11 protein-coding genes, 2 tRNA genes and 4 other RNA genes are annotated in these 13766 nt (G+C 57.1%); 9 read left to right on the top strand and 8 right to left on the bottom strand.

Features of this window, described 5'->3' with window-relative positions; all coding sequences use genetic code 11:
• Positions 1-31: 31 nt before the first annotated feature.
• On the bottom strand, positions 32-934 hold the full coding sequence (rssA, locus tag KHQ26_RS00865) for a patatin-like phospholipase RssA (protein WP_002910108.1): 903 nt from the start codon (positions 932-934) through the stop codon (positions 32-34).
• A 112-nt stretch (positions 935-1046) separates the two neighbouring features.
• Between rssA and KHQ26_RS00860 the strand changes: the two genes are divergently transcribed.
• The 8 genes from KHQ26_RS00860 to KHQ26_RS00825 all read left to right on the top strand — a co-directional run bounded on the left by KHQ26_RS00860 (position 1047) and on the right by KHQ26_RS00825 (position 3483).
• Positions 1047-1505 carry a YchJ family protein gene (locus tag KHQ26_RS00860; RefSeq protein ID WP_002910109.1) on the top strand — a complete coding sequence of 153 codons (459 nt, stop codon included), beginning with the start codon at positions 1047-1049 and terminating at the stop codon, positions 1503-1505.
• A gap of 42 nt (positions 1506-1547) precedes the next feature.
• Positions 1548-2390, top strand: a complete 843-nt coding sequence (gene purU / locus KHQ26_RS00855; RefSeq protein ID WP_004151854.1) for a formyltetrahydrofolate deformylase — start codon at positions 1548-1550, stop codon at positions 2388-2390.
• A 159-nt stretch (positions 2391-2549) separates the two neighbouring features.
• Positions 2550-2634 (top strand) — tRNA-Tyr (locus KHQ26_RS00850).
• Positions 2635-2677: 43 nt separating this feature from the next.
• A non-coding RNA gene (locus KHQ26_RS00845) (RtT sRNA) lies at positions 2678-2810 on the top strand.
• A 39-nt stretch (positions 2811-2849) separates the two neighbouring features.
• Positions 2850-2934 (top strand) — tRNA-Tyr (locus KHQ26_RS00840).
• 44 nt (positions 2935-2978) lie between these two features.
• A non-coding RNA gene (locus tag KHQ26_RS00835) (RtT sRNA) lies at positions 2979-3111 on the top strand.
• A gap of 43 nt (positions 3112-3154) precedes the next feature.
• Positions 3155-3308: non-coding RNA, RtT sRNA (locus tag KHQ26_RS00830), on the top strand.
• Positions 3309-3351: 43 nt separating this feature from the next.
• A non-coding RNA gene (locus KHQ26_RS00825) (RtT sRNA) lies at positions 3352-3483 on the top strand.
• 114 nt (positions 3484-3597) lie between these two features.
• On the opposite strand, the gene KHQ26_RS00820 is transcribed toward KHQ26_RS00825, so the two are convergent.
• On the bottom strand, positions 3598-4041 hold the full coding sequence (locus KHQ26_RS00820; RefSeq protein WP_004152249.1) for an Lrp/AsnC family transcriptional regulator: 444 nt from the start codon (positions 4039-4041) through the stop codon (positions 3598-3600).
• Between the two features lie 107 nt (positions 4042-4148).
• On the opposite strand from KHQ26_RS00820, the gene KHQ26_RS00815 reads away from it, so the two are divergent.
• Positions 4149-5045, top strand: coding sequence for a DMT family transporter (locus KHQ26_RS00815; protein WP_004211127.1), 897 nt, complete (start codon positions 4149-4151; stop codon positions 5043-5045).
• Here KHQ26_RS00815 and narI read toward each other — a convergent pair.
• The 6 genes from narI to KHQ26_RS00785 all read right to left on the bottom strand — a co-directional run bounded on the left by narI (position 5042) and on the right by KHQ26_RS00785 (position 13495).
• On the bottom strand, positions 5042-5719 hold the full coding sequence (narI, locus tag KHQ26_RS00810; protein ID WP_002910189.1) for a respiratory nitrate reductase subunit gamma: 678 nt from the start codon (positions 5717-5719) through the stop codon (positions 5042-5044). The genes KHQ26_RS00815 and narI overlap by 4 nt on opposite strands.
• On the bottom strand, positions 5719-6429 hold the full coding sequence (gene narJ / locus KHQ26_RS00805) for a nitrate reductase molybdenum cofactor assembly chaperone (RefSeq protein WP_002910191.1): 711 nt from the start codon (positions 6427-6429) through the stop codon (positions 5719-5721). The genes narI and narJ overlap by 1 nt, the downstream gene beginning before the upstream one ends.
• Complete coding sequence (gene narH, locus KHQ26_RS00800; protein ID WP_002910193.1) at positions 6426-7961, bottom strand: nitrate reductase subunit beta; 1536 nt, start codon at positions 7959-7961, stop codon at positions 6426-6428. The genes narJ and narH overlap by 4 nt, the downstream gene beginning before the upstream one ends.
• Positions 7958-11701, bottom strand: a complete 3744-nt coding sequence (locus KHQ26_RS00795) for a nitrate reductase subunit alpha (protein WP_004189443.1) — start codon at positions 11699-11701, stop codon at positions 7958-7960. The genes narH and KHQ26_RS00795 overlap by 4 nt, the downstream gene beginning before the upstream one ends.
• Before the next feature lie 166 nt (positions 11702-11867).
• Positions 11868-11981: a hypothetical protein gene (locus KHQ26_RS00790; RefSeq protein WP_032410842.1), complete on the bottom strand. Its 114-nt coding sequence runs from the start codon at positions 11979-11981 to the stop codon at positions 11868-11870.
• 125 nt (positions 11982-12106) lie between these two features.
• Positions 12107-13495 (bottom strand): NarK family nitrate/nitrite MFS transporter, encoded by a 1389-nt coding sequence (locus KHQ26_RS00785; RefSeq protein ID WP_004175568.1) that lies wholly within the window; start codon positions 13493-13495, stop codon positions 12107-12109.
• Between the last annotated feature and the right edge of the window lie 271 nt (positions 13496-13766).

Here is a 13766-nt window from a genome sequence, read left to right as displayed (position 1 = left end):
TCAGAATTTGCTTAAGTCAGTAACTCGTACGTCAAACGGCTGTACGCACTAATGGTAATAATTCATCCATTTTCTTTTCTACCGCCAGTTGCCCCGCGGCAATCGCCTCTCCGGCGCGATGAAAATCAAGCGTCGAAACTTGCGGACAGTATGGCTGCAACAGGATATCCGGCGGGTCACCCGCCATACGATTGCGTTTAAGACGGTTTTCCAGTACCTGGATAGATGTGGTCATGATCTCCATCGCCGTCGGCGTCACGGCCGTACGGCGGGAACTCATTCGCGTCAAGCGCGCGCGCAGACGAGTATGCCATGGCCCCTCCTTCTCTTCCGCTTCCTGCCGCGGCGTTTCAAGGGAGAACAAATCCTGCTGCATAAGATGGGCATCATGTTGCAGGTCGACGGCAATCACAATATCCGCTCCCATTGCCCGGGTGAGCGACACAGGAACCGGATTGACCACCGCGCCATCGACCAGCCAGTAACCATTATGCCTTACTGGCGACATTAACCCCGGCATACTGCAGGAGGCGCGAATGGCTAAATGTAGATCGCCTTCGGTAAACCACAGCTCCCTACCGGTGCTTAAATTGGTGGCAACAGCGGCAAACCGGCGCTCGCAGCGTTCAATCTCGGTGACGGGCATAATGCGGCGGTAATGATTGAATACCTTTTCCCCCCGCAGCAGTCCCCCCCGGCGCCAGGAGAGATCCATCAGCTTCAGGACATCCCAGTTGCTGAATGAGCAGACCCATGATTCGAGTGCCGGGAGTCGGTTACAAGCATACGCCGCCCCTACCAGCGAACCGATAGAACAACCGGCTACGATATCAATCTCAATACCGGCTCGCTGGAGGGCGTTGATGACGCCAATGTGCGACCATCCGCGGGCGGCTCCCGCACCTAGCGCCAGACCAATTTTAAGCTTTCTCATTAGTACTAATAACTATCCTTCGACTCTGAGCGTGGCAACATTGTCACGGCTCAGTTAACATAATGCCCTTTGGCGTAGAAGCGCCGTTACTCTTTCTTCCATGGAGGCAGTTTTGTCGCAATTATGCCCCTGTGGCAGCGCACTGGAGTATAGCTCATGTTGCCAGCGATATCTGTCCGGCGCTGAGCTTGCGCCGGGCCCGTCACAGCTTATGCGCTCCCGTTATAGCGCGTTCGTCATGAAAGACGCTGACTATCTAATCAAAACCTGGCACCCGTCCTGTCAGGCGCAGCAATTTCGCGCCGAACTGGAGAAAGGGTTTTCCCAGACCGAATGGCTGGGCTTAACCCTGTTCGCCAGTGATGAGGGGCGAGCTCCAAATGAAGGTTTTGTCAGCTTTGTCGCCCGCTTTAATGACAATAACCGCCCTGGCGCCATTATTGAACGTTCCAGATTCTTAAAAGAAAATGGACAGTGGTACTATATCGACGGGACACGACCGCTGATTGGCCGTAACGACCCCTGCCCCTGCGGCTCAGGTAAAAAATTTAAAAAATGCTGCGGCCAGTAACGCTGGCGCAGCGCTTGCAAACATTACAGGATTTTCCTCGCGATGCATTCATTACAACGTAAAGTACTACGCACTATTTGCCCTGATCAGAAAGGCCTCATCGCGCGTATCACCAATATCTGCTACAAGCATGAACTCAACATTGTGCAGAACAATGAGTTTGTTGACCACCGTACCGGTCGTTTCTTTATGCGCACCGAACTGGAAGGCATTTTTAACGACGCTACTCTGCTGGCCGATCTCGACAGCGCCCTGCCTGAAGGCTCCATCCGCGAACTGAATCCGGCAGGCCGTCGCCGGGTGGTGATTCTGGTGACGAAAGAGGCGCACTGTCTGGGCGATCTGCTGATGAAAGCCAACTACGGCGGGCTGGATGTCGATATTGCCGCGGTTATCGGCAACCATGACACCCTGCGCTCGTTGGTAGAGCGCTTTGGTATTCCGTTTGAGCTGGTCAGCCATGAAGGACTGAGCCGCGAAGAACATGATCAGCGAATGGGCGATGCTATCGCCGCCCACGAACCGGATTACGTGGTGCTGGCCAAGTATATGCGCGTCCTGACGCCAGAATTTGTCGCCCGCTTCCCGAACAAAATCATCAATATCCACCATTCGTTTTTGCCGGCGTTTATCGGCGCCCGTCCCTATCATCAGGCCTATGAGCGCGGCGTGAAAATCATTGGCGCTACCGCCCACTACGTGAATGACAATCTGGATGAAGGCCCGATCATCATGCAGGACGTGATTCACGTCGATCATACTTATACCGCAGAAGATATGATGCGCGCTGGGCGCGATGTTGAAAAAAACGTCTTGAGCCGGGCGCTGTATCAGGTACTGGCGCAGCGCGTCTTCGTTTACGGTAACCGGACGATTATTCTTTAATCGACTGAGAAATGAATTGGTTAGCTTTACGGCGTTACGTGTAAAAATCAGGCAACCAGTTTATTTTTGTCAAACGAATGCTTTACAGGGGCGCATCATTTGGTATGATGCGCCCCGCTTCCCGAGAAGGAAGCAGGCCAGTACCAAGCATTACCCCGTGGTGGGGTTCCCGAGCGGCCAAAGGGAGCAGACTGTAAATCTGCCGTCATCGACTTCGAAGGTTCGAATCCTTCCCCCACCACCATTATTCACTACAGTGATATGGTTTCCCCGACAAGCGTAAACGATGTTTGCACTTAGCGGGAAGGGTAAGAACCTTCGACTAAGGTTCGACTCGAGCGCCAGCGAGAGAACGTTGCCGCAGGCAACGGCCCGAAGGGCGAGGAGAGATAGCGACGAGTTATCCTTCCCCCACCACCATTCATTTTGCTGAATAACCTACAATGTGTTTTTACCCCTGGTGGGGTTCCCGAGCGGCCAAAGGGAGCAGACTGTAAATCTGCCGTCATCGACTTCGAAGGTTCGAATCCTTCCCCCACCACCATCTTCTTAAAAAACACCTCAATCCAATTATTCTACGATATTCTATATTCTGCCCCATGGGGAAGGATGAGAAGCTTCGACTAAGGTTCGACTCGAGCGCCAGCGAGAGAACGTTGCCGCAGGCAACGGCCCGAAGGGCGAGGCGCTTTAGCGCCGAGTAATCCTTCCCCCACCACCATCTCCCCATGTCATGCCCAGCATAATCTACCTACGGTATTCTATATTCTGCCCTACAGGGAAGGATGAGAAGCTTCGACTAAGGTTCGACTAAGGTTCGACTAAGGTTCGACTCGAGCGAAGCGAGAGAACGTTGCCGCAGGCAACGGCCCGAAGGGCGAGGAGCTTTAGCGCCGAGTAATCCTTCCCCCACCACCATCTCTTCATGTATTGCCCAGCTTATTCCACCTGCGATACGCTATATTCTGCCCCACGGGGAAGGATGAGAAGCTTCGACCAAGGTTCGACTCGAGCGAAGCGAGAGAACGTTGCCGCAGGCAACGGCCCGAAGGGCGAAGCGCTTTAGCGCCGAGTAATCCTTCCCCCACCACTGTTGCACTCTCAGCCACCTGTTCTGCTGTCTCATCGCTCGCGCTTCGCTTAGCGAGGCGACAGGTGGTGCCGTCTGGTAGCCCGGACAGGTGCGCAGCACCGCCTCCGGAAAAACTCACAGCGGTGGTAACCGCCTTTTTACCGGCGAGCTTTTCACCACCGAGGTGTTACACTGCGCATACTCCGCCAGACCGTCCAGCAGGGTATCCAGCTGGGCAATATCGCGCACCACGAGACGCATCACAAAACAATCTTCCCCGGTCACCTTGTCACTTTCAATACATTCCGGCATCGCCTGGATATATTTATCCACCTTCTGCAGCAGCCCAGGCAGCGGACGGACCCGCACCAGCGCCTGCAGGCTATAGCCCAGCGCGGCGAGATTTACCCGCGCCCCATAGCCCTGAATGACACCCCGCTCCTCCAGGCGCTTCACCCGCTCGGCGGTGCTCGGCGAGGTCAGCCCCACTCGCGCGCTCAGGACCTTGAGCGAAACTCTGGCATCCTGAGTCAGGCAGGTGAGGATCGCCCGATCAATTTCATCAAGTACGTCATTCATATATTTCACCTAATTATAAAAGGCATTTCCCCCCTTCTACCTTAATTCAGCCATATCACCCTGTCAGGGTTTTTCGCACAATAACTAAAAAATGGTGGAGGTGAAAAATGCAACTTACCCGCGGCGTCTGGCAGATGAGCCTGGCAATGATAATCTCCGGCTCGATCGGCGCGTTCGTGCTGCTCTCTGGTTTGCCGGTGACTGATGTGGTGTTCTGGCGCTGCCTGATTGGCGCGCTAACCCTGCTGGTGTTTATCGTGTTAAGCCGCCAGCCCTTCAGCCGGCTAACGCGTTTCACTCTCGCTCTGGCGGTGATTGGCGGCGCGGCGCTGGTCGTCAACTGGCTGCTGCTGTTTGCCGCCTATTCACGGATCTCAATCGGTATGGCCACCGTGGTCTATAACACCCAGCCGTTTATGCTGGTACTGATGGGGATGGTGCTGGGGGAACGGGTCAGCGCCGTGAAATGGGGATGGTTACTGCTGGCCTTTGGCGGCCTAGTGATCCTGCTGTCGAGCGAGCTGACGCCTGCACACGAAGAGGGGCTTACCACCGGCGTGTTGCTGGCGCTGGGCGCGGCATTCTTCTATGCCCTGACCGCCATCATCGCGCGCAAACTGCATCCGCTCCCCGCGCAACATATCGCCTTCATTCAGGTTCTCGTCGGCGTCGTGATGCTGCTGCCGCTGGTGCATGCCCCCGAATTGACGGCCAGCTTCCCCTGGCGCTATCTGCTGATCCTCGGCATCGTCCATACCGGGATCATGTATCAGCTTTTATATAGCGCGATACAGAAACTGCCGACGCCCGTTACCGGTTCGCTCTCCTTTATTTATCCGCTGGTGGCGATGGTGGTTGACTATCTGGTCTTCCACCATGCGTTATCCGCGGTGCAATTGCTCGGTGGGATGCTTATTCTGTTTGCCGCCGCAGGGAATAATCTCGGCTGGGGCGAAAAAAAACCCCGCCGCGGCGGGGTCAGTGAGCAGTCGCGGGCCAGTTAGCGACGGGCGCGGACAATCTGGTATTTGCGCGTCAGGTATTCGACCGGCGCGCTCCAGATATGAACCAGACGGGAGAACGGGAACAGCAGGAACAGGGTCATGCCCAGCACCAGGTGAACGCGGAAAATAAACGCCACGCCATCCAGATGCTGTGACGCGCCGCCGTGGAACGTCACCACCGACTGCGCCCAGCCGACCAGTTTCATCATTTCACTGCCGTCCATATGCTGAGCGGAGAACGGGATCGTCAGCAGGCCGAGCGCACACTGCACCATCAGCAACGAGAGGATCAGAATATCCGCTCCGGTGGTGGTGGCGCGAACGCGCGGGCTGAGCAGACGACGCTTGAGCAGCAGTAACCCGCCCACCAGGGTCATCACGCCGCAGGCGCCGCCGGCGATCATCGCCATCTTCTGCTTGACGTCGATCGGCAGGAAGGACTCATACATCCAGTGCGGGGTCAGCATGCCGAGGAAGTGGCCGGCGAAAATACCCAGGATGCCGATATGGAACAGGTTCGACGCCAGGTTCATCCCCTTACGGTCCAGCATCTGGCTGGAGGCGGCGCGCCAGGTGTACTGGCCATAGTCATAGCGCAACCAGCTGCCAATCAGGAACACCGAACCCGCAATGTACGGATAAATGTCAAAGAAGAACATATTCAGGAAGTGCATTATTGCTGTCCTCCGTTAGAGATATTCAGATATTGCGGGGCCACGGCTCCGGCAAAACGACGCTGGTGAGCGGAAATTTCCGACTCGCCGCAGCCCTGGTCGGCAAAGAATTTGACCTGTTCTTCTTCCCAGACGGCGTCCAGCGCCTGCGGCGTATCGTCGCGCGCTTCGTCGGCAATCTTCTCCGCCACCTTCTGGCTGTCGACCTGAGTATTGGCCAGCTTCAGCAATAGCTCGAACAGCACCGCATAGCGACTTTCGCGCTGCTGCAGGCGCGCGCTGAGCAGACCGAGGATCGGCGCGACGTCCCGCAGGCCGCCAAGCGCTTCCTCTTCCGGCAGCTGCGCCAGATACTCCAGATATAGCGGCAGATGATCCGGCAGCTCATGGCTATCCAGCAGCAGACCGTGGCGCTCGTACTGCGCCATCAGGTCGACCATCGCCTGCCCGCGATCGCGGGATTCGCCGTGGACATGTTCAAACAGCAGCAGCGAGGTGGCCCGGCCGCGGTCAAACAGTTCGCTATAGGCCGCCTGGGCGTCCAGCGGATCCTGAGCCACTAAATCGCGCAGGAAAACGCCCAGCGCGTGGGCATCCTCTTTGCTGAGTTTCTCTGATGACGCGAGCGCCTCGAACATCTCCTGCTGATGCTGCCATAAGGCAGCGTCAGGATATTCGAGCAGACGCGATACAATCACGAGTTCAATCATGCGTGCGGCTCCGTTTTGCTGGTCACGTCGATGGCGTCGATGCGACGGCTGTTGAACAGGTTGAACTGACTGTCAGAGCCGTGGCAGCCATCGCCAAAGCTAAAGCCGCAGCCGTTTTTCTCCGGAAACGCTTCTCGCGCCTGTTCACGATGGCTGCTCGGCACCACGAAACGATCTTCGTAGTTGGCGATCGCCAGATAGCGATACATTTCCTGAGCCTGCGCTTCGCTCAGCCCCACCTCTTCCAGCGCGCGGGTATCGACGACGCCGTCAACGGTTTCCGCACGCTTATAGTGGCGCATCGCCAGCATTCGTTTCAGCGCCAGCAGTACCGGCTGGGTATCGCCCGCGGTCAGCAGGTTCGCCAGATATTGCACCGGAATACGCAGGCTTTCCACGTCCGGCAGGATCCCGTTGCTACCCAGTTCACCCGCATCGGCGGCGGACTGAATCGGCGACAGCGGCGGCACGTACCAGACCATTGGCAAGGTGCGATATTCCGGGTGCAGCGGCAGGGCCAGCTTCCAGTCCATCGCCATTTTGTAAACCGGCGACTGCTGCGCAGCTTCAATGACCCCCTGCGGTACGCCATCTTTCAGCGCCTGCTCGATCACTTTCGGATCGTTGGGATCGAGGAACACGTCCAGCTGACGCTGATACAGATCTTTCTCGTTCTCGGTGCTGGCGGCGTTTTCAATCGCGTCCGCGTCGTATAGCAGGACGCCGAGATAACGGATACGGCCCACGCAGGTTTCGGAGCACACCGTCGGCATCCCGGATTCAATACGCGGGTAGCAGAAGATGCATTTCTCGGATTTCCCGCTCTTCCAGTTGAAATAGATCTTCTTGTACGGACAGCCGGTGATACACATCCGCCAGCCGCGGCACTTGTCCTGGTCGATCAGTACGATGCCGTCTTCTTCACGCTTATAGATGGCGCCGCTCGGGCAGGTCGCGACGCAGGCCGGGTTCAGGCAGTGCTCGCACAGGCGCGGCAGATACATCATGAAGGTGTTTTCGAACTGGCCGTACATCGCCTTCTGCATGTTGTCGAAGTTCTGATCTTTGGCGCGTTTTTCAAACTCGCCGCCGAGGATCTCTTCCCAGTTCGGACCGCTGGTGATCTTGTCCATCCGCTGGCCGGTGATCAGCGAGCGCGGACGGGCGATCGGCTGATGTTTGCTCTCCGGCGCGTTATGCAGATTCTGGTAGTCATAATCAAACGGCTCGTAGTAATCATCGATGCCCGGCAGATGCGGGTTGGCGAAGATTTTACCCAACAGCATCGCGCGATTGCCCATGCGCGGCTGCAGTTTACCGTTGATTTTGCGGATCCAGCCGCCCTTCCATTTTTCCTGGTTTTCCCAGTCGTTCGGGAAACCGACGCCCGGCTTACTTTCCACGTTGTTGAACCAGGCGTATTCCATCCCTTCCCGGCTGGTCCAGACGTTTTTACAGGTCACCGAGCAGGTGTGGCAGCCGATGCACTTATCGAGATTCAGCACCATGCCGACTTGTGAACGAATTTTCATTTTACGCTCTCCTGTACCTGGTCGTTGCCTTCGCCGTCTAACCAGTTAATGTTCTTCATCTTACGTACCACCACAAACTCATCGCGGTTGGAGCCGACGGTGCCGTAGTAGTTAAAGCCATAGGCCAGGTGGCCGTAGCCGCCGATCATGTGGGTCGGTTTCGGCGTAATACGGGTGACGGAGTTATGGATCCCCCCGCGCTGACCGGTGATTTCAGAGCCCGGCAGGTTCACGATACGTTCCTGCGCGTGATACATCATGGTCATCCCGGCTGGAACGCGCTGACTCACCACCGCACGCGCCGTCAGGGCGCCGTTGGCGTTGAAGACTTCGATCCAGTCGTTATCTTCGATACCCAGATCTTTCGCATCCGCTTCGCTCATCCAGACAATCGGCCCACCGCGCGACAGGGTCAGCATCAGCAGGTTATCGCTGTAGGTCGAGTGGATACCCCATTTCTGGTGCGGGGTCAGGAAGTTCAGCGCCTTCTCCGGGTTGCCGTTGGACTTCTCGCCCATCACCGCTTTCACCGAACGGGTGTCAATCGGCGGCCGATAGACCAGCAGGCTTTCGCCGAAGTCGCGCATCCACTGGTGATCCTGATACAGCGACTGACGGCCGGACAGCGTGCGCCACGGGATCAGCTCGTGAACGTTGGTGTAACCGGCGTTGTAGGAGACATGCTCATCTTCCAGGCCAGACCAGGTCGGGCTGGAGATAATCTTCCGCGGCTGCGCCTGAATGTCGCGGAAACGGATCTTCTCGTCTTCTTTGTTCAGCGCGAGGTGCGTATGCTCGCGACCGGTGATCTCGCTCAGCGCTTGCCACGCTTTCACCGCCACCTGACCGTTGGTTTCCGGGGCCAGGGTGAGGATCATTTCCGCGGCGTCGATGGCCGTTTCCAGCTTCGGCTGGCCTTTCGCCGGGCCTTCCGCCTTGGTGTAGTTGAGCTTACGCAGCAGATCCATCTCGCTCTGGGTGTTCCAGGCGATGCCTTTCCCGCCGTTGCCGATGGTTTCCAGCAGCGGGCCGATCGAGGTGAAACGCTCGTAGGTCGCCGGGTAATCACGCTCAACCGGAATAATATGCGGCGCGGTTTTCCCGGGGATGAGATCGCATTCGCCTTTTTTCCAGTCTTTGACATCCAGCGGCTGCGCCATTTCCGCGGCGGAGTCGTGCTGGATCGGCAGGGTCACCACGTCGGTTTCTTTACCGAGGTGGCCCACGCACACTTCAGAGAATTTCTTCGCGATACCTTTATAGATCTCCCAGTCGCTCTTCGATTCCCAGGCTGGATCAACGGCGGCCGACAGCGGGTGAATAAACGGATGCATATCCGAGGTATTCATGTCGTCTTTTTCGTACCAGGTGGCGGTCGGCAGCACGATGTCGGAGTAGAGACAGGTGCTCGACAGACGGAAATCGAGGGTCACCACCAGATCCAGTTTGCCGTCGAGGCCGTTATCCCGCCATTCGACTTCTTCCGGCTTCACGCCGCCCTGCTTGCCCAGGTCTTTGCCCTGAATGCCGTTCTCGGTACCCAGCAGGTACTTGAGCATGTATTCATGGCCTTTACCGGAGGAGCCCAGCAGGTTGGAACGCCAGATAAACAGGTTACGCGGGTGGTTTTTGCCATTTTCCGGCTGCTCGGCCGCAAAGCGAATCGAGCCCTCTTTCAGCGACTTCACGGTGTAATCCACCGGGGTCATGCCGGCTTTTTTCGCTTCGTCAGCGATACGCAGCGGGTTGACGCCAAGCTGCGGCGCCGACGGCAGCCAGCCCATCCGCTCTGCGCGCACGTTAAAGTCGATCAGGTGGCCGCTGTAACGGGATTTATCCGCCATCGGCGACAGCAGTTCCTGCGCGGTCACCGTTTCATAGCGCCACTGGCTGGAGTGGTTATAGAAGTACGAGGTACTATTCATGTGACGTGCCGGACGCTGCCAGTCAAGGGCGAACGCCAGCGGCTGCCAGCCGGTCTGCGGACGCAGTTTTTCCTGGCCCACATAGTGCGCCCAACCGCCGCCGCTCTGACCGACGCAGCCGCAGAAGATCAGCATATTGATCAGGCCGCGGTAGTTCATGTCGAGGTGGAACCAGTGGTTGAGGCCCGCCCCGACGATAATCATCGAACGACCGTGAGTTTTATCGGCGTTATCGGCAAATTCACGGGCGGTACGGATGATATGCGCGCGGGAGACGCCGGTGATCTTCTCCGCCCACGCCGGGGTGTAGGCTTTCACTTCATCGTAGCCGGCGGCGCAGTTGTCATCGTTCAGACCGCGCTCCAGGCCGTAGTTAGCCATGGTCAGGTCATACACGGTGGTGACCAGGGCGGTAGAGCCGTCGGCCAGCTGCAGGCGTTTGGCCGGCAGTTTGTGCAGCAGAATGTTTTCCAGATCGACTTTGTTGAAGTGCTCAGAACCTTCGCCGCCGAAGTACGGGAAGCCGACGTTCGCCACTTCATCATGGCTGCCCAGCAGGCTCAGACGTAGCTCAATCTCTTCGCCAGTTTTACCGTCGCGCTGTTCGAGGTTCCATTTGCCTTTGTCGCCCCAGCGGAATCCGAGGGAACCGTTCGGTACGGTCATGTCGCCCTTCTCGTCAAAGGCGACGGTTTTCCATTCCGGATTGTTCTCCTGACCAAGGGAATCCACGAGGTCGGATGCGCGCAGCGTACGGCCGGCGGCATAATAACCGTCGCGCTCCTCGAGCATCACCAGCATCGGCATGTCGGTATAGCGGCGCACATAGTCGGTGAAATACTGGCTCGGCTTATCGAGGTGGAATTCACGCAGCATCACATGGCCCATCGCCAGCGCCATCGCGGCATCGGTACCCTGCTTCGGCGCCAGCCACAGATCGCAGAGTTTGGCGATTTCGGCGTAGTCCGGAGTGATGGCTACGGTTTTGGTCCCTTTATAGCGGACTTCGGTAAAGAAGTGCGCATCCGGGGTGCGGGTCTGCGGCACGTTGGAGCCCCAGGCGATGATATAGCTGGAGTTATACCAGTCGGCGGATTCCGGCACATCGGTCTGCTCGCCCCAGGTCATCGGCGAAGCCGGCGGCAGGTCGCAGTACCAGTCGTAGAAGCTCAGGCAGGTGCCGCCGATCAGCGACAGATAACGGGCGCCGGACGCGTAGGAGACCATCGACATCGCCGGGATCGGCGAGAAGCCAGCCACGCGGTCCGGACCGTAGGTTTTGACGGTATAGACGTTGGAGGCGGCAATCAGCTCATTCACTTCCTGCCAGGAGGAACGTACAAAACCGCCGCGACCGCGGGCCTGTTTGAAGCTTTTAGCTTTGTCGGCGTCTTCGATAATCGACGCCCATGCCTCAACCGGATCGCTATGCTGAACTTTCGCTTCCCGCCACATCTTCATCAGGCGTTTACGCATCAGCGGGTATTTCAGGCGGTTAGCGCTGTACAGGTACCAGGAGTAGCTGGCGCCGCGCGGGCAACCGCGTGGTTCGTGGTTCGGCAGGTCCGGGCGGGTGCGCGGGTAGTCAGTCTGCTGCGTTTCCCAGGTTACCAGACCGTTTTTGACATAAATCTTCCAGCTGCATGAGCCGGTGCAGTTGACACCGTGAGTGGAACGCACAATTTTGTCATGCTGCCAACGTTGACGGTATCCATCCTCCCAGTCCCGGTTGGTGTTTAGAAGCTGGCCGTGCCCATCGGCAAAGGTTTCACCCTTCTGTTTGAAGTAGCGAAACCGGTCCAGGAATTTACTCATCGGGTTTCTCCTGATATGGAGCCTGACGGCTCTCTGATAAATCGACATTGCTGGATTTGCAGCGAAGGTAACGCTATGAAAGAGGGCGAGAATTGATAGCGATCAATCCGAACTGGCTTGTTACTGCGCAGCAAAACCTCGATTACCACCAAGGTGGTACAAGATGTTATTTTTTAACTTCTTGTATTTTAATGATTTTCACCTCAAAAAGCGGCGCCTCACCGGGATTTGTTAACAACGGAGGTATTAAGGGGTAGAGCCATTTCACTGGCAAGCCCACCTGTTCTGGCTCAACGGTCGATGCGGACAATATTATCCCATAGTATGTTGTAACTAATTAAGCGGTGAAAAAAGGCGCCTCCGTGGGGAGCGCGCCTTTTTATACGCCAACGTTACCGCGGCCGATTACTGACGCTTACGACCGTATACCGCCCAGGTGATCACCACGCAGGCAATATAGAACACGAGGAACACTTTCATCGCCCCGGCCGGCGAGCCGGTCAGATCCAGCGAGATACCGAACGCTTTCGGAATAAAGAAGCCGCCGATAGCGCCAATGGCGGAGATAAAGCCCAGCGCCGCCGCGGTATCGGTCGCCGCCTCGCGCATCGCCTGCGCTTCGCTGCCGCCCTGGGCCTTCACGCGGTCCATAGTCAGCTTACGGAAGATCACGGAGATCATCTGGAAGGTGGAGGCGCTCCCCAGCCCGGCGGTCAGGAACAGCACCATAAACACCGCGAAGAAGGCGATAAAGTTACCGCCCTGGCCGTTGGTCGGCAGGGTCAGGAACAGCAGCGCGCAGAAGACAGCCATCACCACAAAGTTGACCAGCGTTACGCGGGTCCCACCGAGGCGGTCGGAGATCGCCCCGCCCATCGAACGCGCCAGCGCGCCAATGAACGGGCCGAAGAAGGCGTAATGCAGGATCTGCACATCCGGGAACTGAGTTTTTGACAGCATCGCGAACCCGGCGGAAAAGCCGATAAAGGAGCCGAAGGTCGCGAGATAGAGCAGCGCCATAATCCACAGATGCAGGCGCTTAAGTACCGGCAACTGCTCGCTCAGCGACGCTTTCGAAGCCGACAGGTCGTTCATAAAGAACCACGCCGCCAGAGTGAAAATAATCAGGAAAGGCACCCAGATCCACGCGGCGTTTTCCAGATACAGCATCGAGCCGTCCGGTTGCTCGCTACCGTTACCGCCAAAAACGGCAAAGATAGAGATCGAGACCACCAGCGGCGCGACCAGCTGCATCACGCTGACGCCCATATTGCCAAGTCCGCCGTTAACGCCGAGCGCCCCGCCCTGCTTCGCTTTCGGGAAGAAGAAGCTGATGTTGGCCATACTGGAGGCAAAGTTGGCTCCGGCGAAGCCGCACAGCAGAGAGATAATCACGAAGATGCTAAACGGCGTAGAGGTATCCTGGACCGCGAAGCCCAGCCAGACGCATGGCACAATCATGATCCCGGTGCTGAACGCCGTCCAGCGACGGCCGCCGAACAGCGGCACCATAAAGGCGTAAGGCACGCGTAATAAGGCGCCTGACAGCGCCGGCAGCGCGGTCAGCATAAACAGCTGATCGGTTGTAAACTGAAAGCCTACTTTGTTGAGGTTAACGGCAACCGCGCTGAACAACATCCAAACGCAGAACGCCAGTAACAGACAGGGAACGGAGATCCATAAATTGCGGCTTGCCACACGATGGCCGCGCTGTTGCCAGAATTCAGGATCTTCAGGCCGCCAGTCGGTTATGACCGAGCGGTTAGCCTTCTCCGGGAGGGAAGATTGACTCATAGATACCTCTGATTATTCATATTTCCTGCCGCTACCTTAGGGGTTACCCGGGGCGGTAAGTTGATATAAATCAAAGGAAAAGCGCGAGCTAATTTGTGCAAAAATAAACCATGCCTCCAAGTGAGTAGAGAATGGTGAGGAAAAAAGTGTGGTTTTTCACGCTGCTGCCGGGTTGCGTATAATCCCCCCCCTAACATCGCCTACCACCGACAATTAAGGAGTAACTCTTTGGGGGTATGGGTATACTCCAGGGGATAGTCGAGAATAAGCG

The sequence above is a fragment of the Klebsiella sp. 10 genome, assembly GCF_018223925.1.
GTDB classification, from domain to species: domain Bacteria; phylum Pseudomonadota; class Gammaproteobacteria; order Enterobacterales; family Enterobacteriaceae; genus Klebsiella; species Klebsiella pneumoniae.
This window is presented reverse-complemented; position numbering and strand designations above follow the sequence as displayed.